Origin of the sequence: Hyphomicrobium denitrificans 1NES1, from assembly GCF_000230975.2 — a bacterium.
Taxonomy (GTDB): Bacteria; Pseudomonadota; Alphaproteobacteria; order Rhizobiales; family Hyphomicrobiaceae; genus Hyphomicrobium_B; species Hyphomicrobium_B denitrificans_A.
Window position 1 is genome coordinate 536941 of the sequence record NC_021172.1, and the last position, 21885, is coordinate 558825.

Sequence of the window (21885 nt, forward strand, 5' to 3'; positions counted from 1 at the left end):
CGGCAAGCATTCATTCGAAGTGAGGAACTGGCCATGGCAGCAGCCATGGATCAATAGGAATATTCCGGTGGAATCGCGCGAGATATTTTGGGGCATCACGACGCAGCAGCTGATCATGTTCTACATGCTCGGCACGGCATCGATCTTGGTCTTCCTGTATGGCGCGTACGCCCACATCGCAAAATATGCGCGCGGCAAATCGCTTGTCGAACCGCTGGAGCTTTACGGCCGCGTCGTCCGCGGCCTCAAGGATATTTTCTCGCATCGCACGCTTCGGAGGCGGGATCTCGCTGCGGGCCTCGCGCACAAGGGCATTTTCTACGGTTATCTCTTCGGCACGATCGCGACGACGCTCTATTTCCTCGAAATCGACATTGTCAAACCTCTGACGGGCATCACCTTCGTCAAGGGCAAGTTCTATCTCATCATGAGCCTGCTGCTGGATCTCGGCCATCTCGCCCTGATCTTCGGCCTCATCTACATGATCGTTCGCCGCGCGTTCATTCGGCCCAGGAAGCTCGACTACGTGCGCAGCTACCGGGGCGAAACGGAGCTTCGCGCCGTGGCCCAGGGCTGGCGGATCGAAGACTGGATTTTCGTCGTCACGCTTCTGATCATCGAGTGCACCGGCTTTTTGCAGGAAGCCTGCGGTCTGATCGTCGATAAGCCGGCGTGGGCGGCGTGGTCGCCGATCGGCTTTGCGCTTTCGAAAACGCTGACCAATGCCGGCCTGACGGAGGAGACAGCCGCCGCCATCCGGCATGCGAACTGGTGGATGCACGGCATCCTGGCGCTGACGTTCACGGCCGCGATACCCTGGTACAAGGCGAAGCACGTCATTGCGGCGGTCGGATCGCTGATCTTCCGCAACAAGCAGCCCCTGGCGCTTCTGCCGGGCGAGCCGAAGGATGCCGAAAAGGCCGGCATTTCCTCTATCGACGACTTTACATGGAAGGACATGCTGCATCTCGACGCCTGCACCAAGTGCGGCCGTTGCCATGAAGCCTGTCCGGCGCGCACGGCCGGATATCCGCTCAGCCCGCGCGACTTCATCCTCGATCTCCGCGAATACAACGACGAGGCGCGAGGCTGCCCGACCTCGGCGATCGACCTTGTCGGCGGCGTCATTGCGCCCGAAACGCTTTGGGCCTGCCGGACGTGCGGCGCCTGTCAGGAAATCTGCCCGGTGGGCATCGAGCATCCGTCGTTGATCGTGCGCATGCGCCGGCACCTGGTCGAGCAAGGCACGATGGACCCCTTGCTGCGCAATACGATCATCCAGATCGGCGACACCGGAAACAGCTTCGGCGAAAATTCGCGCAAGCGCTCGCAGTGGACGAAGGCGCTCGAATTCCGCGTCAAGGACATCCGCGAGGATGCCGCCGATACGCTATGGTTCGTCGGCGACTACGCCTCGTTCGATCCGCGCAACCAGAAGGTCAGCCAGACCGTCGCGCGGATCCTCAAGGCGGCGCGGGAAGACTTCGCGCTGCTGCATGAGGGCGAGAAGACTGCGGGCAATGACGTGCGGCGCGTCGGGGAAGAAGGGCTCTACGAGGAACTCGCCACCCACAACATCGAACAGATGCAGGCGGCCAAGCCGTTCAAACGCATCATTACGACCGATCCGCACAGCTACAACACGATCAAGAACGAATATCCCGCGTTCGGCAAGGTGGCGCCGATCGAGCACTATTCGAGCGTCCTTGCCGACCTGCTCGGCAGCGGCCGGCTCAAGGTCAGGACGCCGCTCAACAAGCGCGTCACCTTCCACGACCCGTGCCATCTCGGCCGCTTGAACGGCGGCTACGATGCGCCGCGCAAGGTGCTGGAGCTGATTGGCTGCGAGCTGATCGAAATGCCGCGCAATCGCGACAACTCATTCTGCTGCGGCGCCGGCGGCGGGCGCATCTGGATCCCCGATACGCCCGGCACGCAGAAGCCCTCCGAGAACCGCGTGCACGAAGCGGCGGCGCTCGACATCGATATCTTCGTCACCTGCTGTCCAAAGGACTTGACCATGTTTGAAGATGCTCGGAAGACCGGCGGGCACGAGAAGGATTTTGTCGTCCAGGATCTGGCCGAGCTCGTCGCCGAAGCCATCGAGCTGAAGTCGCTCAAGCTGCAGGATCTGCCGCCGCTCGCGGACCGCCTCGTCAACGCGATCGCCACGCATATTTCGGACGCGGTCGCCGCGAAGCTCGATGCGGTGCTGAAGGCGCGCCTCGCGAGTCTCCCGGCTGTTGCGGCCCCTGCGGCTCTGGCTCCACCGGCGGCTGCCGAGCAGTCCGTCCCGGCCGCCGCCGCGCCGGTCCAAAAAGAGCAGGCCCCGGCCGACGTCGCGCCGAAACAGGACGCAAAAATCGCCGAAGCCGCGCCGTCAGCGCCTGCCGTCGAGCAGAAACTTACGCCTGTCTCGTGGGATGGGCTGAAGCCCGTCACGCCGGCGACCTTTGCCAACTACCAGGCGCCGCCGAAGACCGGTCTGCGCATCCTCGTCACGGTCAAGAACGTCGCCAAGCTCGGTGACGAATACGGCTTCACCGAAGACGGTCGCGACGTGCGGCGCGAGTTCATGGAGTTCTCTCTCAACGAGTGGGACGACGCGGCCCTTGAGGAAGCTCTGCGCTGCGTCGAAAAAATGGGAGGCGGCGAGGTCGTGGCGGTCACCGTCGGCGATGGCGATGCCGATGCCTCGTTGCTCAAAGCCCTGGCGAAAGGCGCGCATCGCGCCGTCAGGATCTGGGACGAGTCCCTGGCCAATGCCGATCCCATCACCATTGCGCGGGCCATTGCCGGTGTCGCCAAGGCGGAGGATCCCGATCTCATCTTCTCCGGCGTGCAATCGGGCGATCAGGCGCACGGCGCTACGGGCACGGCACTGGCGCGCATTCTCGGGCTCCCGCACGCCGCCGTCGTCGTCGGATTCGAGTGGGACGGCAAGGGTCCGCTGAAGCTGACGCGCGAGCTCGAAGGCGGCCTGCGGCATAATTTCGATCTCAAGGCGCCCGCCGTCGTCGCCATTCAGACGGGCATCAACACGCCGCGCTTCGCGACCATGAAGATGGTCAAGCAGGCGAAACAGAAGCCGCTCGTCGTCGTCGACGGCGCCGGCGTCGTCGACGGCAGCGGCGGCTACGTCGTCAAGCGGATGTACATCCCCGCGCAGTCGAAAGCCGAAATGCTGACCGGCACGCCGGCAGAAATCGCGAAATTCATCGCCAACCTCATTCGTGAAAAGAAGGGCTGACCATGGCGGGAATCCTCATCGTTGCCGAACACCTGAACGGCGTGGTTCGCGACATCACGCGGGAAGCGATCGGCGCCGCGCAATCGGTCAAGGCGGCGCTTGGCGGCCCCGTCGTCGTTGCCGTGATTGGCAACGACATTGCCGCAATCGCCGACTCGCTCGACCTCGCCGGTGTCGACGAGATCGTGTCGGTCAAGGCGCCGGCCGATCACTTCGATCCGCATATCTACGAAGAATGCGTTCTCGAACTCGGCAAAAAATACACCCCCGAGCTGATCTTGCTCGGGCACACCGTCAACGGCATGGCGTGTGCCGCGGCCGTTGCGGCCCGGCTCGGCGCCGGCTTTGCGAGCGACGTGCTGGCGCTTTCCGCCGACGCCAACGGGGTTGTCGCGACGCGCGGCGCCTACGGCAACAAGGTCAACCTCGAAGTCGCATTCCCGGAGCGCAAGATCGTCGTCCTGGCGTTGCGCGGCGCGACCTATCCGGTTCCCGACGCCAAGGGCAATGCGCAGCGGACGACGTTCGAGCCCGATCTCGGCAAGGCCGCCGAGAGCATGCAGCATACCGGCTACATCGAGGCGCCGCAGTCGGACATCGACATCTCGAAAGCGGAATACATTCTCTCGGTGGGCCGCGGCATCCAGGAGAAAGATAACCTGCCGCGCTTCGAGCAACTCGCCGGGCGGCTCGGATTCACCTTCGGCTGCTCGCGCCCGATCGTCGATTCCGGCTGGCTGCCGAAGCCGCATCAGGTCGGCCAATCCGGCAAGGTCGCGAGCGCCTGCAAGGTCTACGTCGCGCTCGGCATCTCGGGCGCCGTCCAGCATCTCTACGGCATGAAGCACATCGACACCATCATCGCCATCAACACCGATCCCGAAGCGCCGATCTTCAACGTCGCGACCTACGGCGTCTGCATGGATCTCTTCGAATTCGCGAAGGAGCTCGAAGCCCAATTCAACTGATCACCACAAGACCTACCTAAAGCAGAAAAATGAAGGAAACCATGGGAGCGAAAAATGGATTACACGGCGAGTCGGGCGATAGGTGAGTCCGCATCAACGGAACTAGTTCGAGGTATTGATTGGCGGGGTGCGTTCTGGGTTGCCAGTGGCGTGCCGGCGCTGGTGCTGTTCTCGATTGGCGGCATCGCCGGAACCGTCGGCAAGGTTGCTTTCCTTGTCTGGACGGTTTCGATGATCATGGGTTTTATTCAATCTTTTACGTATGCTGAAATTGCCGGTCTTTTTCCCAACAAGTCCGGTGGTGCATCGGTATATGGTGCAGCCGCGTGGTTACGATACGGGAAATGGATTGCGCCACTGTCGGTGTGGTGCAACTGGTTCGCCTGGACACCGGTTCTCTCGCTCGGCTCCTCGATCGCGGCTGCTTACATATTGAATGCGCTCGCGCCGATTCCGCCGGCGGACGCACCCCAAGTCACAGCGTGGATAAGCGCGCATGCAGCAAGCGTCGCTCCGGACAGTCCGCGGGTCGTCGAATGGCTCGCCGCAAATGCCGGGAAAACTGCACAAGATGCAATCTCGGCACTTCTAAGCGCGGATGGCGTTGCCGCCTTCACTCCGGCAATCCGCGAGTGGACGCTGGCATCAGGCGCAATTGGTCCGGTCCACTTCTCATTCAATGCTGCGTTCTTTATCGGCGCGGCGCTTATGTTGTTAACCTTTGCAATCCAGCATCGAGGCATCGTCGGTACCGCGAGCGTCCAGAAGTATATTGGTCTCCTGGTCATCATTCCGATGCTTATTGTCGGCGTCGTTCCCATTCTGACGGGACAAATCGAATGGTCGAACTTCACTCCGATCCTGCCATTGAAGGAAGCCTACGCTCCGGCACCGGGCCAGTGGGATATTCCCGGCTGGACGCTGGTTCTGGGCGGGTTGTTCATCGCGGCGTGGTCAACATACGGGTTTGAAACTGCAGTCTGCTACACGGCTGAATTCAGAAATCCCGCTAGCGATACCTTCAAGGCCATCTTCTACTCGGGACTACTTTGCCTGCTTCTTTTCATCCTCGTGCCGTTCACGTTCCAGGGCGTTCTCGGCCTTGACGGGATGCTCGCACCATCGATTGTCGACGGTTCGGGTGTTGCGGAAGCGATGGGCAAGATGGTGGGTGGAAGCGGCTGGATCTCCGCACTTCTCGTCATGATGATGATCCTCGCGCTGATGCTGTCAATCATGACGACGATGGCAGGTTCGTCACGTACGCTCTACCAGGCCTCTGTGGACGGTTGGCTACCGCGCTATCTCAGCCACACGAACCACCATGGTGCGCCGACGAGCGCCATGTGGACAGATCTCGTTACAAACCTCTGTCTGCTGGCAATTGCGTGTGCTGATGCTGCAAGCTTCTTCTTTATTCTTGCAGTCTCGAACTGCGGCTACATCATCTTCAACTTCCTGAACCTGAACTCGGGTTGGATTCATCGCATTGATAACAAAAATCACCCACGTCCATGGAAGGCGCCGTCGATCCTCATCGCGCTTGGTGCGATGCTCGCTTTCGTCAACGCCACGTTCATGGGTGCGGGTGCCAAAGTCTGGAATCCGAATGCGCTGTGGGCCGGACTGTTCACCGCCTCGCTGATCCTGCCGGTGTTCTGGTTCCGTCACTATGTTCAGGACAAGGGTCGGTTTCCTGCGCACATGTATGAGGATCTTGGCGTCGCGCCGGGCGAGATAAGCAGCGGCAGGAAGGCAGGCATTTTACCGTACGTCACGCTGCTTGCGGGCTTGGCTACGGTACTGACCGCTAATTGGGTCTTCCATATGTAGCGGCAGCGGGCTGTTCGTCCGGATCTCTGCGCGGACCGGACGAACAGACAATCACGAGGGTGGCGACCATCGACGCCACCCTCGTACACCACTCCGAACGCAGATCCTGCAGATCACATCTTCGTCGTGTGCGAGTGAAGGATACGAATTCAAGATGCTTGTTTCCGGGATTAAGAGCCGGCCCAACTATCCAGGTCTGAAGCCCGATGCCAACGCGAAGCAGAACGTCATCGTGACAGATGCCGACGGAGCTGGTGCCGTTGCCGATATGATGCGCCAAGTCGATTCCAACTTCGCGGGTCGTTCCGTCGTTTTGTTGGTCGGCCCTGGCGACTTTAGAGCCTGCGAGCAATTCAAGTTTGCGTCCGTCTGGTCAATCCCGACTATCGCGACGGCTATCAACAGACTCGCCAATGTTCTGCAGCATGGCCGCATGGGTCTACGGCTGTATGTAGCCGGAACGGAACCGTTGATTGGCCAGGTCGTCAAGACGGCAGTCGAGAACGGCATCGAACACAATTCAGTGCGAACCGAGCATCGCGGCTCGACGAAGAGACGGGTCCAGTGTGTCCACTGCAAAGGCATCACCGAGGACGTCACCGCTAATCCCGTAGCCTGCGCGCATTGCGGAATGGCGCTCCTCGTGCGTGACCATTATTCGCGCCGATATGCAGCTTTCATGGGCGTCCGCATCGACGCCGAAGCTCCTGGTGAAATCCCTCAATCCCTGGGTGAGTTCAAATGACGATGAACATGCAGCGCGTGCGCGTGGCGCGCGTCGACGATGTTGCAGCGGGTATCAAGCGGTTCGAGCTGATTGGCCTAGAAGGACGATCCCTGCCGGTATTCTCGGCGGGCTCGCACATCGTCGTTACGATGCGCGACGAGGATCAGGTCTGGCGCAACCCTTACTCGATCATGGGAGTGACCGAGGATAATGGCGGCTACGTCATCAGCGTGCACCACTCGCCGGAATCGCGCGGTGGATCGAGATACATGCACACGAAGGTGCACGTCGGCAGCGAACTCGACATAAGCGAGCCGGTCAACCTGTTCCCCATCGTTCATACCGGGCGCAAGCATATTCTGATCGCCGGCGGGATCGGCATCACGCCGATGCTTGCCATGCTCGACGAACTGAAAAGAGACGCGACCAGCTTCGAGTTGCATTATGCCGTGCGCTCTCCGCAAGCCGGCGCCTATTTCTCCGATCTCATGAGCGAAACGGGTCGCTCCATTCGGGTTTATAGCTCAGATCGAGGCGAACGTATTCCGCTTGCATCGATACTCAGCAATCAGCCGCTCGGCACACACGCCTACGTCTGCGGTCCTCAGCGCATGATCGACTGGGTGCTGGATGTTGCGAACCAGGCAGGGTGGCCGGAAGAGAATGTCCATTGTGAGCGCTTCAGCTCGGCGCCGCCAGGCAAGCCATTCGATGTCAAGCTGCGGGACGGCACGACCGTTCATGTCGGTGAACATCAAAGCATGCTCGAGGCATTGGAGCACGCGGGCGTCGATGCTCCCTATCTGTGCCGCGGCGGTGCTTGCGGACAATGCATCACGCGCGTGGTCGCGACCGATGCGAAGCTTGTCCATAACGATCATTATCTCACCGAAGAAGAGAAGCAGTCGGGTGAGCAGATCGCCACGTGCGTTTCGCGGGCCGACGGCGGCTGCATTACTCTGGATTTGTGATTACGAATTCGTTCAAAGGAATAAACAATGAATACATTTTTCAAGGATGAGACGTTCCGGAACGATTTCACGTTTCAGAACAGCCCCGAAGCCATCGCTCGCTTTCCATTTCCCTTCTGGGAAGACAAGTACATGTATTCGGTCAACATGGAGCCGCACGCCAAAGCCGGCGCTCCAGGTTCGGTCTACGAGTTCCCCATCGATATCGACGAGCACTACGTGTCCGATATGCGCGACCGTGCGCTTGTGCTTGCTGAAGATCCGCTACGTTGCCAGGCGCTTCCGCACATGATGTCGGCTCAGTGGGATATGCTTGAGCTGCTGATGACTTCGATGGCAGAGGCATATCCCAAGCTTTTTACGCTCAACAGGCGCGGAGACGAGTGGCATTGGACCAACCGGCCGCTGCGTATTGAAGACAAATTCCATTTCGGTGACGCCACGACGCTGCCCTATGAGCCGATGGAATATATCACACGCCAGTGCCAGGGCGATTTCGCCGTCCTGGATCAGCGCGAAAACAATCTCTGGATGGATGCGGGTATCGCGACATCCCAGGCGGATTGGTCTCTCGATTTCGATATCGGCATGAACTTCATGGAATGGCATGGTCCAGTGCCTTTGGCGCACGAGATCGGCGTATTCGATCGTGCTCTCAAGTTCCTGCTCAACTTGCAGCAAGGCAAGCCGGTCCGCCGCCTCAACTGGACGATGACCATCAACCCGAGACTCGATACCAGCCCCGAGAATTACGACAAGTGGGGCATCGATCGAGGAACGGTCACGCCGGAGAATGTCGGCGACAAAGTTCATCTTCGTGTCGAGCTGCAAGCGCTTTGGCGCCTGCCGCGTTCGAATGCGATGCTGTTTTCGATCCGCGCCTATCTTTTGAAGATGCGCGAGCTGGTTACCAATCCCGATTGGGCTCGCCGCTTCCACCGCGTTCTAAAGTTCCTGCCGCCAGAGCTTGCCGACTGCAAGGGCCTCACGCGCTACCGCGACGTGACGGTCGATTGGTTGGCGAAATACGACGACGGCAAACCAACTCCTATGGGATTTCTCTTCAAGTAAGATCCCGTTGGAATCGACGTGGCGAGGTCGTCGCGTTCATAGATTATTGAAAATTGGTACAAGCTGGAGACTTACAATGCACGGCACAATTCAAAAAAGAAATTCCGCCCTCAATGACCGCCATCGCGCGTTAGGCTCGGATCTGTCGTCCTCATGGAACGACATGCCAATTCCGCAAAATTATAACGCTTGCCCTTATGAGGAGACCGAAATTGTCCGAAACAATGCGGGTCTGTTCGACGTATCCGCATTGAAGGTCGTCAATGTCAAGGGCCCGGATGCATTGGCATTCCTCAACCACCTGCTGACATCGGACGTCTCGAAGGCGAAGCGCGGCGACTCCCATATCAGTAATATCGTCAACGAAGATGGCGCTCTTATCGATGACGTTCTCGTTTACGTCGACGGTGACGGCAAGTACCGCGTATCTCATGGCGGCGGCTCGTTCGAGGAGGCAGCCGCGGCCGCCAAGGGCCGTTTCAACGTCACGATCGCGCGCGACGACGATGTCCATATCCTGTCGCTGCAAGGGCCGAAAGCGCTGGAGACGTTGGCGCCTCATACGCCGATGAAGCTCGCCGATCTTCCGTACTTCCATCATGAGAAGACCACGCTGTTCGGGCGGCCGGTCGAGATTGCCCGTGGCGGCTACTCGGGCGAGCGCGGTTATGAGGTGTTCTGCAGTGCGAAGGATGCCGAGTTTATGTGGGATTCGATCCTCACTGCTGGCAAGGACAGAGGTGTGAAGCCGGTATCCTGGTCTTGTCTCGATATCATCCGCGTGGAGGGTGGCCTTCTGTTCTTCCCGTTCGACATGACCCACGGCGATACCACGCCTTGGGAGGTGCGCGCGGACTGGACCGTCGATCTCTCGAAGCCGGACTTCATCGGTAAAAAAGCGCTGACCGCCAAAAAAGGAAAAGAGCGTTCCTTCATCACGGGTCTTGAAATCTGGCATCATGAAGCCGTTGCGCCGCTTTCGAAAATCTTCTCGGATGGAAAGGAAGTCGGCATCGTGACGAGCACGACCTTTAGCCAACATTTGATGAAGTCCCTTGCCATGGCGCAGGTCGCGCCGGCGTTCACCAAGCTCGGCACGGAACTTACGATCCGCGATAACGGCAAGGATTACACCGCCACCGTTGTCCGGATGCCGTTCTACGATCCGATGCGGCTTAGAACGCATCCCGTTACTTAGTGCGCATCTATTTCCCGTGCGCGCCCTTGGCCGGAGGTTTTTGGCGTACCTCCGGCCTTTTTTTTACGTTTTTGCATAAGTGCATAAGAAGCCCGTTGGAAGCGGGCTTCCTTTTGCCGTTCGGCCCGTGGCAGATTATTTAACTCCTGGATAATCGTACAGAACGCGACCGTGCGGAAGCGTCAGTCTCCGGGCGAGAAATGCACTGCTGCAACCGCAACGAGCTGGCAGTGCCGGCAAAGCCGGCTACGCCGAAGCCTGCAATCGTCGCACCTGCGTTCGATCGGGCTATCTTGCGGATCCCAGCCTTCCGATGTTTCCGGTTCCGCGGCCCGAGGCGAACCCATAGACGACATGGCGGCGCGCACTAGCGAGCTTCGTCTGCTTCGTTCAGGTCCTTTTCCCAACCGAACACCGAGCGGCCATCATAGCTAGACGATGCGGCTCGCTCCCGAGCGACAAAGGTTTCGAGCGACGGGCCTGTCGCTGTACGCTCCAATCTACGGGCTTGCGCGTCGAGCCGCTTCAGGGTCTGCATCTCCTCGTCGCGGCCGAGCTTGGCGTTCTGAACTGCAGATTTCAGCACGCGGATCGTTTCGTCATAGACCTTGATCGGCACGGGATAGGGATGGCGGTCCTTGCCGCCATGCGCCAGCGAAAACCGCGCGGGGTCCTGGAAGCGGTAGGGCGCGCCGTGCATCACCTCGGCCACCATCGCGAGTGACTGGACGGTGCGGGCGCCGACTCCCGGCGTCAGCAGGAGATCGGGAAAATCGACAGGTCCGCGCGCGGCAGCGGCCGCAAGCGTTCCATGCAGGCGGCGCGTGAACACGTCGCTTGCGCGTACCTCGTGGTGGGAAGGCATGACGAGGTGAGGCAGGAGCGGCTGGGCTGTTGGTTCAGCGGTAATTGCAGCGAATTCATTGGTGATGCCGTCGGGTCCGAGCGCAACCAGCAGGTCCAACTGCGCCGACCGCGAGGCGGCCGCCCGATGATCGGTGAGGTTGACGATGTTTCCCTGGTTGCGGCCATCGATGGCGCTATGCGGCTCATCGACAAAGTCTGCCAGCCCTTCGGAGTGCCAATGATAGCGACGCGCCTGGCGCTTTTCTCCGTTCATGCCCTGCTGCACTACGGTCCATTTGCCGTCGTCGGTAACGAAGAAACCGTGCAGATAAAGGTCGAAGCCGTCCTGCACTGCGGCGCTATCGACCTTCGCCACCAGTCGGCTCGCTCGGGTGAGCGAAGCGGCGTCAAATCCTATCCGCTCGCCTAACACGGCGAGTTCGTCAGGCGTGCGGTGCGAATGCCTGCCACGACCACCGCAAACATGGATGCCGAGCTCGTCCTGCAAAGGAGCCAGACCCCGCTTGAGCGCGCCGATGACGCTTGTCGTAATGCCGGAGGAATGCCAGTCCATCCCCATGACAGAGCCAAAGGACTGGAACCAGTAGGGATGCGAAAGACAGCGAAGAAACTCGTCGCGACCGTAGTGATGAACAATGGCCTCGCAGATAACGGCGCCGAGCTTGGCCATGCGCTGTCCGAGCCACTGCGGTACGCGTCCACCGTGGAGAGGGAGGTCTGCGCTGCCCGAACGTCGTGCCATTGCGCCCCTTTGCGATTCGAGTCCGTACTCTAACAGATGAGACGACTATTTGGCGGAGCGCTTGGATCTGGCGCTTCTTTTAGTTTTTAGTTCGTTTGCAGATTCACGGGGCGACGGTCCGGTGCCGGTAGCGAGACAGTGGCATTCGTTCCTTCAATTTGCCTTCAATTTGCGACTTCTACGAATCGCGCGAAGAGGCGAGCGCAAGCAAACGAACTCGCCTCCATCAAGGCATCTTGCCTATTTCTTCGGTGTGCGGTCCGACGTGCCTTCATTGGTCTGTCCCGCATCCGTGCCTGTGTTTCCCGTCGAGCTTGCGTTTGGTGTGCGCTTGGGAGCCGGATCGCCCGGGGTGCGGTCCGAAGTCTTACCTTTGCTACCGGGCTCCGTGTTCACTTTCGCGTTGGATGTCGTAGACGATGACGGAGCATCTGCCGCGAACGTCAAAGATGCGCCTATTGTGAGTGCGCATGCGCTGCCGATCAAAGCGGCAATTCCTTGTTTTCTCAGCATTTGTACCTCAGCTCATTCATTCGAAGCTAAATGAAGTACGGCTGCGCACAAATGAAGTTCCGTCAATTCGAAGCTGCGGCGCAATAGAAGAGGTCGCCGCCAATGGGGCCTGCAGATGGAGCCTGCCGTTCGATCATCCGTACAAAGAGTGCAGAACTTTCGCCTGGAACGGGGAAATCGCGTGGCTATTCCGCTCACGCAGCCGTTCGCGCTTTAAATCTTCCGGTGCCAGGATCGAGCGAGCATCGGACCATAGACCAGTGCGAACAAGCCGAAGGCCAGCGACCAGAAGATGGCAGATAGCAGCAGCAACTCCGCGTAGGCAGAAAAGACAAAAGGCGCGACTGTGCGGGTCAAGGCTGCGAGGTTTGCCAGGAGATAGATGAGCAAGGTGGCGTAGTTTGCGCGGCGCTCGCGTCCGGTGTGGCTGAGGCTGGTGCGGGTCATTACGGCGAGGGTCATGACGCCGATCGCGCCAGCGGTCAGCGCATGGATTGCTGCCGTTCCGGGAATGTCGGCTGGCAACAACACTGACGCTCCAAGCATAGCGACGCCGAGCGCACACCAGAAATAGGCGAGATGGAGGATCAGCACCATGCCGTCTCGGGCGGCGACCCATCCTCTCCAGCGCAGGAGGCGGACAAGCAGGCCCATTCCGGCGATCGTCAACAGGGTGCCGCTGAAGGGTGAGAAGGGCAGAGCGATCCACGATGCGATGCCTGTTCCTGTCGCGCTAAGCGTCACTACATCGAAGCGGCCGTAAGGTGCCGGCTGCGGCGTGATCTTACGCTGCGCCATCCAGTTCCGCGTGAAGCTTGGGACAAGTCGGCCGCCCATCAGAGCGATGAGAAAGGTGATTAGGCCGATCGTCATGCGCTCCGATGCGGGGCCGATCGCCGGCGCAATCATGCGGGCGTGAAAGCCGACATTGGCGATTGCAAGCAGGGTTATGACGATGCTGGGAGCGAGGACGCGCGAGTTGGTGGCGGCTAACTGTTCCCGCCAGAGAGCAAGCGAGAATGAGATGAGAAAGGCCGCGTCGATGACAGCGGCTGTGAGGCCGAGGATAGGATAAGCCAGCATCGCCGCCCGTCCGGCGATCCATAACGCGACAAGCAAGACGATGGGCCGCCCCGCGACGGGATAATGTCCGGTCCAGTTTGCTCCGGCGATGGTCATGTAACCGACGATGACCGCGGCGGTATAGCCGAACAGCATCTCGTGTACATGCCAGTCACGCGTGAAGATTGCCGCCCAGCTTTCGCCGACACCGAGGAAGGGCAGTAACCAAAGCGGTACCGCCAGGGCTGACCAGATGGAGGCGAGAAGGAAGAACGGGCGAAATCCGAAGCTGAATATGGCCGGGCCGCGATAGTCGCGAAGGATTTGGGCAGTCGTCCTCATGAATCGTCTTTATCATCTTTCGATGGTGTAAGGCGAACTCCGGACCGATGACATGCCGGTTGGACCGGTAAGCTTGTCACGCCGGAATGGCTTCCCAAGCACGGATGCGCACAAGTTCGGAGTCCTCGGCGTGATCAAGCAGCATGCGCGCGACGCGTTCCTGCCAAAGCATTGCGAAGCGCTGCTGTTCGCTCTCATTCGCCTGCCCGGCCACGGCCTTAAGAAACAACGTCCTCATCTCGGGATTTGCCGGTACGCGCGCGACATTGAGATCGAGAATAACGCCGCGCCCGGTATCGTGCCGCCTGAGCGCAAGAAGACCGTCGATGTCCGCGTCGAACTGGAGCAGGTTGCGGCGGACAAAGCGCTGGTTTTCGCCAATGCCTGCGAATCCCGTTTCGGACGCAGCACCGGTCAGCAGTGTCGCTACGGCGGCGATGACTCCGGTAGTCCCCGCTTCGCGTCCGTCGCGCATATGAACCTCGATACCGCCGCGCTCGGGTAGTTCGTCGCCGTAGAGGTAAGCCAGACCCTTGATCACCATGAGATAGGCTCCAGCGACCGTCGGACAGGAATGACCGGCGAGCTTAACGGCGTCGGCGTAATTGTAAGTAATGACGCCATTCGTCGATGCACCGAGGAAAACGGCCAACGGCTCACGCAACGAAACAGTCGAAACGTTATTGAAGAAGTCAGGAAAACTCATGTTGAGCCTCTTTGCTGAGGGTGCCGCAGGCCCAGGTCTCAAATGGCAAATTCGCGAATGTTCGCCGTTGCGCGTGGTTCATTCGCGGAGCCTCCGAGGCCACTGGCCATTCTCCGTGGAACGATACGGGCGGCGGTACGGCAACCGTTTGCTGTAAAGCAATAAAAGCTTCCGGTTTGCTGCAGTCGCGTCAGGCGGTCTCACGCGTGTTTTCAGGCGGGGTCGGAGGCCGGTTTTGCCTCAGCACGACGTAGATCGCCGGGATCACCAGAACGGTGAGCAGTGTCGAGGATGCCAATCCAAACAAAAGCGAGATCGCCAAGCCTTGGAAGATCGGATCTGTCAGAATCACGGCAGCGCCGATCATCGCGGCGATGGCGGTAAGAAGGATCGGCTTGAAGCGGATGGCGCCGGCTTCGAGCAGTACATCGAGAAGCGGCCGTCCGGGCGTGCGCGCGTGGCGTATGAAATCCACGAGCAGGATCGAGTTGCGGACGATGATACCGGCAAGGGCGATGAAGCCGATCATCGAGGTGGCGGTGAATGGCGCATTGAACCACCAGTGGCCCAGCATGATGCCGATGAACGTCAGCGGGATCGGGGTCAGGATCACGAGCGGCAGCTTGAACGATCCGAATTGCGCGACGACAAGAATATAGATTCCGAGGATCGCCACCATGAAGGCGGCACCCATGTCGCGGAAGGTTACCCAAGTGACTTCCCATTCGCCGTCCCAAAGCAGCGTCGGATGGGTTTCGTCATCCGGCTGGCCATGCAACGCGATGACGGGTTTCGGCAGGCTACCCCAGTCGATCCGATCGATCGCCTCCTGGACCGCGAGCATGCCATAGATCGGTGCTTCATAAGCTCCGGCGAGTTCGGCCAGAACCATTTCGGCGGCACGGCCGTTGTGCCGGAAGATCGGATACGACGCTGATTCATGAGTGACGTCGACGACGTCGCCAAGCTCGACCACGCCACGTCCGCCGGGCAGCGTGTTGGCCGGCACCGGCGTCGTCAGCGCTCGCGCGTCCATCACTGCTTTCGTTTTCGGAAGTGCAAGGCGAATGGCGATGGGCTGACGGCCGCCGCCGCGATGGGAATAGCCGACCGTTGTCGCGCCATAGAGGTAGCGCAGCGTATCGTACACATCCGATTGCTCGACCTTGTAGTATTCGAGATTGTCCTGATTGATCGCCACGCGCATGCGTTTCGGCTGGTTGTGGTAGCTGTCGTCGATATCGACAATGAACGGCACGCTTTTAAACGCGGTGCGAATCTTATCGGCCACCGCGCGTCGCGTTCCGGGGTCCGGGCCGTAGATTTCAGCGAGCAGAGTGCCAAGTACCGGCGGACCGGGAGGCGGCTCGATCACCTTCACGGCGGACCCTTTCGGGAGTTCGAGATCGCTCAGACGTTGCCGAATCTCGAGCGCGATTGCATGGCTTGCCCGCTCGCGATCGCCTTTCGCACGGAGGTTTACGGCGATGTCGCCCTGCTCGGGATTTGCGCGCAAGTAGTAGTGTCGTACAAGACCGTTGAAATCGAATGGAGCAGTGGTGCCTGCGTAAGTCTGGAAGGAGACGATCTCGGCGATGGACGCCAGCCGGTCGACCATCGTTTGCAGCATCTTGTCGGTGTCCTCGACGGACGATCCTTTCGGCAGATCGAGAACAACCTGGAGGTTGGCTTTGTTGTCGAACGGCAGGAGCTTTACTGTGACGTGCTTGGTGTAAATGAGCCCAAGCGAGGCCAGCGTCCCAAAGCCGACGATTAACAGAAAAATCCATGAGCGCAGGCGCGTTGCAAGAATGGGTCTTGCGACCGCGACATAGATGCGTCCGAGGCGTCCTCCCTGCGTATCTTCGTGACTGTCGCCGGTGGCGTTGCCGCCGAACTTCATCATCAGCCAAGGAGTCAGAACCACGGCGACAAAGAACGAAAACAGCATCGCGGCGGAAGCATTTGCCGGGATGGGGCTCATGTACGGGCCCATCATGCCGGAGACGAACAGCATCGGCAGCAGCGCTGCGACCACCGTCAGTGTCGCAACGATGGTCGGGTTGCCAACCTCAGCGACCGCTTCGATGGCGGCCTCAGTGCGAGACCGCCCGTCTTTCATCGCCCAGTGCCGGGCTATGTTCTCGATGACGACGATTGCGTCGTCGACCAGGATGCCTATCGAGAAAATCAGCGCGAACAGGCTGACGCGGTTCAGCGTGTAGCCCATGATCCACGACGCGAACAACGTCAGCAGAATGGTCGTCGGAATAACCACGGCGACCACGAGCGCCTCGCGCCAGCCAATTGCGACGGCAACGAGTATGACGATCGAAACAGTTGCGAGTCCGAGATGAAACAGAAGCTCGTTCGCCTTCTCGTTGGCGGTCTCGCCGTAGTTTCGCGTGACCGTCATTTCCACGTCTTTCGGGAAGACTTGCCCGCGCGTTTGCTCGAGCCGCTTCACGATATCGTCTGCGATGACGACAGCATTGGTGCCGGGGCGTTTGGCGATCGCGAGCGAGACCGCGGGCGTCCGTTCCAGATTGCCTGACACCTTGCGGATATCGGTGACGCGGTTTTCGGCAGCAGAGGTTTCCAGGATCACGTTCGCAACGTCACGGACATAGACGGGGCGACCGTCGCGCGCCGTTAGCAGAATGTTGCCGATCTCCGGCAGAGATTGCAGGGTCTGGCCAGCAGCAATGGCGCGCTGCTCGGTATTCTCGCGAACCGTTCCGATCCGGAATGAGCGGTTAGCGCCTTCGATCTTGGCGGCGAGCTGTTGCAAGGTGATGCCGTAAAGCGACAGCTTTTCCGGGTCAGGTTCGACCTGAAACAGTTCCGGCTGTTCGCCAACGATGTAAGTGAGTCCGATATCGGGCAGCTTCGAGACTTCGACTTGCAGCTCGCGAGCAAGCCGCGTCAATCCATTTGCTGTCCATCGTGAAGCCGCATCCGGCGTCGGACGCAGCGTGACCACCACAATCGCGACATCGTCGATTCCCCGGCCGACGATAAGCGGCTCGGGAATGCCGACCGGGATGCGATCCATGTTGGCGCGGACTTTCTCATGTACCCTGAGAATGGCGGCGTCAGCATTGGTGCTGACCTTGAAGCGCGCCGTAACGACGGTGCCATCGTCCTCGGTTTGCGAATAGGTATGCTCAACACCGTCGATGCTCTTGACGATGGTTTCGAGCGGTTCTGTAACGAGCTTGACGGCGTCTTCGGTTTTCAAGCCGTTGGCGGTGACGTGGATATCGACCATCGGGACCGATATCTGCGGCTCTTCCTCGCGCGGAAGCGTGATCAACGCGATCAGCCCGAGCGCAAGAGCTGCAAGCAGGAAGAGCGGCGTCAATGGCGACGCGATGAAGGCGCGGGTGAGGCTGCCGGCGATTCCCAATTTCATGGCAGCGCGATCCGGTCGCCATCGCGCAGGCCAGTCAGGATTTCGATGCGCCGCTCGCCATTGTCTTCGAAAGCTTCGCCGACGATCACTGCCACGTCGACGTCACCCCCGGCTGCGACGACGCGAACATAGTCGATGCCATGCAACGTCCAGATCGCCTGGGGCAGCACGCCAAGGGCGGTACGCTTGCCGACAGGAATAGAGACCAAGGTGCGCTCGTTGACGAAATAATCGCCGATGCCCTCAACCTCGACATCGGCTATGACGCGTCCGTCGGTGATCTCAGGATAGACTTTGACAATCTTTCCGCGATGCGATGTCGGGCGCTGATCCGACAGTTGCGTCAGTCCGCGTCCGCCGACAACGACGTCGGAACCTTGGACGATTTCGGCAGCGTGGCGTTCCGGTAGCGAAAGGCGCAGGTAGTACGGACCGGGCGCGATCCTCGCAATCTCCTCGCCGGGCAGAATGACCGAACCGAGCGTAACGGGAACGGTAAGCACCCGGCCCGTCGCCGGTGCAACCACCGTACCTTCGCGCGCGCTCTGCTCGATGACGGTTTTCTCGGCCTTTGCGGCTGCGACCTGATTGGTCATAACATCGAACTGCATTTTCGCTTGGTCGAGGCTGGCTTGGGTGCCGGTGCCGGAGGCTCTCAGCTGTTGCGCCCGCTCGAGTTGAATGCGAGCGTTCTCGAGTTGCGAGTTGAACGCCTCGATCCTGGCGTCGGCAGCATTCAGTTGAAGCACCAGTTTGTCGTCGACGACGACGGCAAGCGCCTGTCCTTCGGTAACTTCGTCACCCTGGCTGATATGAAGCTCCCTCACCGAACCGCCGATACGGGCGCGCGCCGGCACGACGATGCGGCTCTCCACTTGGCCGAAGACAGCCTTCATCTCGGGGATCGTCGTCGCCTTTACGACGAATTCGGCGGCGGTCGCCGGCGCGACGACCGCGAACACCAGCAGGACGAGGAGGACAGCGCGTAGGAACATGATCAGCCCATGGCAAACGGCATCTCTTGGTGCCAGCAACAGGCACTTCTTCACGTGTGGCTCGGCCGTGTTACTGGAATGCACATCCGCTTTTGAAGCCGAGCTTTTTGAAGATCATGGCCGCGGGGCAGAACCCGGTCATCGACGCCTGCATCAGGTTCGCGCCGACAAAAGCCGTAAGCAGATACCAGTAGGGGGAAACATAGAAGCCGAGCGCAAGCGACAGAAGAATCATGAAGCCCGTAAAAAACATGACAGCGCGATCAATGGACATCATCTAACTCCCTTGGATGGATGGTACTCGTGCATGGCGGCGGCAGCCTCGCATTGCGACGTTTCATTTGCGTGGCCGTCCCGGCTGTGATTTTGAGCCAGCGCAATAGACTTCGTTGAGGACCTGCATAACGGCGAGAGCCGGCTCGCTTGCAATACGATACCAGATGGTCTGACCATCCCGGCGGCTGGCGATGATACGGTCGCGACGCAGCAGCGCGAGATGCTGGGACGCAGTGGAGTCGCGCACGCCAAGAAAATCCGCAAGCTGACCGACCGATTTCTCGCCATCGATTAGCTGGCAGAGAACCAGGAGACGGTGGCGGTTGGACAGCGCTTTCAGCAAAGCGCTTGATTCGTCGGCGGCGGCGCGCATGGCCTTGGAGTCGATCTTGGTTGCCGAAGTCGCGTTTATTCTAATATTCATATTTTCGAATATACATAATATAAAATATTCGTCAAGGCTGCGCCGATTGCCGCAGCAGCGGCTGGTCGTCATCCTTGCGTGGCTGGGTGCCAGACGCCGATTGCCGTTGATTTCAGATGCCTTCGAGAATCCGGCGGAGCTGCTCCACCCCGCCTTCTGCGAACGCGCGGTGAACCTGAACGAGCGACGCTCCGGCGGCGAGCCGCGCCCGGACATCTTCCGATGTCCTGACCCCTCCGACGGAAATGACGGTGAGCCGGCCGACATAACTGCTTATCGCATGCAGCCGATGCAGACAGTCCGATACGAGGACAATGCCGTCGAGGCCATGTGATCGGGCCGCTGCAATAGCGGCCGGGATGGCGGCGCCTTGCTCGCCTCCTTCGAGCTTGATGAGCAGCGGTACCCGATGGTCGCAGACGGTCGAGAGTGCGTCGCGCGCAGCACTCAGACTTTGCACCAGCCGCTCGGCTCCCTGGGAATTTCCATTCCGCTGCATTGTCGGTGCGCTGAGATTGGCAACCACATAGTCGCCAATGAGCGCGGCCTGTTTCAGCCGTATTACAAAATCTTCGATAACGAGATCGTCGAGTCCCGGCCGGAGGCTGCCGATATTGATGCCGAGACGCGCACTGCCTGCGGGACGCATGAGTGGTCCGCCGTATGCTGTCGCAGAGTTGATGGTTCCGATTTCCACATGCCCAAAGCCGGCTGAGAGAAGTGACGGAGCGAATTCGCCCGTACGATCATACCCCGCGGCCAATCCCAATGGATTGGCGAACTCTAGACCCATTGTCATGAGCGGCCGGATGAGTGTCGCCTGCGCTCCGCACGCCCTAGGCGCGGCGTCCGGCTTTGACGTCGATGCGGTTCTTCGTGACGGCTGGCCCGCCATCATCCCCTCCGGCGCTTGAAATCCGACATGAAGTCCGCAAGGGCCGTCACTGCTTCGTCCGTGACGCCATTGTAGAGCGACGCGCGGATACCCCCCACGGCGGGGTGACCCTGGAGATGGCAAAGGCCGTTCTCTTGGGCCTCTTGGAGGAAAAGCAGATCGAGCTCCGGCTGGGGAAGGCGAAAGCAGACGCTGACCGACGACCGATAACGGGGAGCCGCCAAGCAACGGTAGAAATTGTCCGCGTCGATCACTGCGTAGAGTTTTGCGCTCTTGGCAATGTTTCTCGCGGCGGCAGCGTCGAGCCCGCCCTGAGCCCGAAGCCAGGTCAACATTCTAAGAGCCACGAGGATGGCGAATGTCGGTGGCGTGTTGACCTTCGAGCCGGCGGCCGCCTGGCGAGCATAGTCAAGGGAAGCAGGCGTTGCGTGCTTTGCCTGGCCGAGGAGGTCCTCATGCACGATCACGATCGTTAGTCCGGCTGCGCCGAGGTTCTTTTGAGCACTCGCATAGACAAGACCGAAGCGCTCGATAGGGATCGGGCGGGTGAGAAAGTCCGCCGTCATATCCGCGATGAGTGGAACATCGGAGGCTTCGGGATATTCATGGTACTGCAATCCCTCGGCGGTTTCGTTGCTGGTGTAATGGCAGTACGCAGCATCCGATGATCGGCGCCATGATGCGGGCTCGGGCAGCGAGCCATTGCTTCCGGATGCAATCACGCGGACGTCGCACCAGCCGGAGGCGGCTTCGATCGCTCGCCGTGACCAGTGCCCCGAGAGCACGTAGTCACAGGGGCGCGCCTCTCCTGCAAGGTTCATCGGCAGCGTTGTGAACTGTGTTGACGCGCCGCCCTGTAGAAAAAGTATCCTGTAGCATTCGGGCAATTCGAGAACAGCTCTTAGCTCGTGCTCGGCCTGCGCCAAAATATCGGCGAAGTCTTTTCCCGTGAACGGCAGCTCGAGCGCCGACATACCGCTTGCTTGCCATGCGATGACGTCTGCGCTGATCGCCGCAAGGATTTCGGCGGGAAGCTTGGACGATGCAGAGGCAAAGCTGAAACGCATCTCGTCCGCCTTCGTCAACCGAGCGAGATGCCGCCGTGAGCCCCCGTTATCATAAGAGTGAGCGTCACAATGGAGAGAACCGTGTTAACTCGCGATGAGAGGAATGTGATCCGCGCGCAGCGAAGGCGTTCCTCTGTCGATGCCTCGACGAAACCGAGAACTTTTTTCTGGTGAGGCCACAGAACGAACCATAGGTTCGACACCATGAGCGTACCGGTCCAAGCTCCAAGCCCAATGATCGCCGACGAGCCGGAAAGAGACAGCGCATCTACAAGGTCGCCGCGGCGCCACAGCATAAAGAGGCCGGTCGCAAGTACCACCAGGGATGCGTGGCGAAAAATTCCATGCTCGCGTTTGGACGCGGCAATGAATACCCCTCGCACAGCTTCCGGAGGACCGTCAGGCAATACGCGGCGGAATACCGGAATTTGAACCACGTTGACCCAGTTGTGTCCGACCCAAATGACGACGCCGGCAACGTGAAGCAAACGTGCCGCGATATCCAGGACTGCGAAATCCATTCTATATCACCGTAGACTGCGACGCAGGCCCAAGTATCGAAG

The 21885-nt window shown here is 59.9% G+C and carries 18 protein-coding genes; 7 read left to right on the forward strand and 11 right to left on the reverse strand.

Features of this window, described 5'->3' with window-relative positions; translation table 11 throughout:
* The first annotated feature begins 67 nt into the window (after positions 1-67).
* From HYPDE_RS02540 to HYPDE_RS02570, 7 genes are all read left to right on the forward strand, one after another.
* Positions 68-3250 carry a heterodisulfide reductase-related iron-sulfur binding cluster gene (locus HYPDE_RS02540; protein WP_015596768.1) on the forward strand — a complete coding sequence of 1061 codons (3183 nt, stop codon included), beginning with the start codon at positions 68-70 and terminating at the stop codon, positions 3248-3250.
* A 2-nt stretch (positions 3251-3252) separates the two neighbouring features.
* A complete protein-coding gene (locus tag HYPDE_RS02545) occupies positions 3253-4218 on the forward strand; it encodes an electron transfer flavoprotein subunit alpha/FixB family protein (protein ID WP_015596769.1) in 966 nt (321 codons plus the stop codon).
* A gap of 54 nt (positions 4219-4272) precedes the next feature.
* Positions 4273-6051, forward strand: coding sequence for an APC family permease (locus tag HYPDE_RS02550; protein ID WP_015596770.1), 1779 nt, complete (start codon positions 4273-4275; stop codon positions 6049-6051).
* A gap of 154 nt (positions 6052-6205) precedes the next feature.
* Positions 6206-6796, forward strand: coding sequence for a dimethylamine monooxygenase subunit DmmA family protein (locus tag HYPDE_RS02555; RefSeq protein ID WP_015596771.1), 591 nt, complete (start codon positions 6206-6208; stop codon positions 6794-6796).
* Positions 6793-7749, forward strand: coding sequence for a PDR/VanB family oxidoreductase (locus HYPDE_RS02560; protein WP_015596772.1), 957 nt, complete (start codon positions 6793-6795; stop codon positions 7747-7749). The genes HYPDE_RS02555 and HYPDE_RS02560 overlap by 4 nt, the downstream gene beginning before the upstream one ends.
* Positions 7750-7776: 27 nt before the next feature.
* Positions 7777-8820, forward strand: a complete 1044-nt coding sequence (locus tag HYPDE_RS02565; protein ID WP_015596773.1) for a heme-dependent oxidative N-demethylase family protein — start codon at positions 7777-7779, stop codon at positions 8818-8820.
* Positions 8821-8896: 76 nt separating this feature from the next.
* On the forward strand, positions 8897-10018 hold the full coding sequence (locus HYPDE_RS02570) for an aminomethyltransferase family protein (RefSeq protein ID WP_015596774.1): 1122 nt from the start codon (positions 8897-8899) through the stop codon (positions 10016-10018).
* Positions 10019-10385: 367 nt separating this feature from the next.
* On the opposite strand, the gene HYPDE_RS02575 is transcribed toward HYPDE_RS02570, so the two are convergent.
* The 11 genes from HYPDE_RS02575 to HYPDE_RS02625 all read right to left on the reverse strand — a co-directional run bounded on the left by HYPDE_RS02575 (position 10386) and on the right by HYPDE_RS02625 (position 21843).
* Positions 10386-11627, reverse strand: coding sequence for a DUF763 domain-containing protein (locus HYPDE_RS02575; RefSeq protein WP_015596776.1), 1242 nt, complete (start codon positions 11625-11627; stop codon positions 10386-10388).
* A gap of 240 nt (positions 11628-11867) precedes the next feature.
* Positions 11868-12140, reverse strand: coding sequence for a hypothetical protein (locus HYPDE_RS19475; protein ID WP_041319845.1), 273 nt, complete (start codon positions 12138-12140; stop codon positions 11868-11870).
* Positions 12141-12353: 213 nt separating this feature from the next.
* The gene (locus HYPDE_RS02585) at positions 12354-13544 is read right to left on the reverse strand and encodes an NnrS family protein (protein ID WP_015596778.1); all 1191 of its coding nucleotides are present in this window, start codon (positions 13542-13544) and stop codon (positions 12354-12356) included.
* Positions 13545-13620: 76 nt separating this feature from the next.
* Positions 13621-14250 (reverse strand): hypothetical protein, encoded by a 630-nt coding sequence (locus tag HYPDE_RS02590; RefSeq protein WP_041319847.1) that lies wholly within the window; start codon positions 14248-14250, stop codon positions 13621-13623.
* A 190-nt stretch (positions 14251-14440) separates the two neighbouring features.
* Positions 14441-17665, reverse strand: coding sequence for an efflux RND transporter permease subunit (locus tag HYPDE_RS02595; protein WP_015596780.1), 3225 nt, complete (start codon positions 17663-17665; stop codon positions 14441-14443).
* Positions 17662-18660: an efflux RND transporter periplasmic adaptor subunit gene (locus tag HYPDE_RS02600; RefSeq protein WP_051111952.1), complete on the reverse strand. Its 999-nt coding sequence runs from the start codon at positions 18658-18660 to the stop codon at positions 17662-17664. Before HYPDE_RS02600 ends, HYPDE_RS02595 begins: the two co-directional genes overlap by 4 nt.
* A 70-nt stretch (positions 18661-18730) precedes the next feature.
* Positions 18731-18934 (reverse strand): YgaP family membrane protein, encoded by a 204-nt coding sequence (locus HYPDE_RS02605; RefSeq protein WP_015596782.1) that lies wholly within the window; start codon positions 18932-18934, stop codon positions 18731-18733.
* Positions 18935-18997: 63 nt separating this feature from the next.
* Positions 18998-19309, reverse strand: a complete 312-nt coding sequence (locus tag HYPDE_RS02610; RefSeq protein ID WP_015596783.1) for an ArsR/SmtB family transcription factor — start codon at positions 19307-19309, stop codon at positions 18998-19000.
* Between the two features lie 163 nt (positions 19310-19472).
* A complete protein-coding gene (locus tag HYPDE_RS02615) occupies positions 19473-20159 on the reverse strand; it encodes a dihydroorotate oxidase (RefSeq protein ID WP_041320765.1) in 687 nt (228 codons plus the stop codon).
* Positions 20160-20254: 95 nt separating this feature from the next.
* Positions 20255-21322 carry a 3-phosphoserine/phosphohydroxythreonine transaminase gene (gene serC, locus HYPDE_RS02620; RefSeq protein WP_041320766.1) on the reverse strand — a complete coding sequence of 356 codons (1068 nt, stop codon included), beginning with the start codon at positions 21320-21322 and terminating at the stop codon, positions 20255-20257.
* A 14-nt stretch (positions 21323-21336) separates the two neighbouring features.
* The gene (locus HYPDE_RS02625) at positions 21337-21843 is read right to left on the reverse strand and encodes a urate hydroxylase PuuD (protein WP_015596786.1); all 507 of its coding nucleotides are present in this window, start codon (positions 21841-21843) and stop codon (positions 21337-21339) included.
* Positions 21844-21885 lie beyond the last annotated feature (42 nt).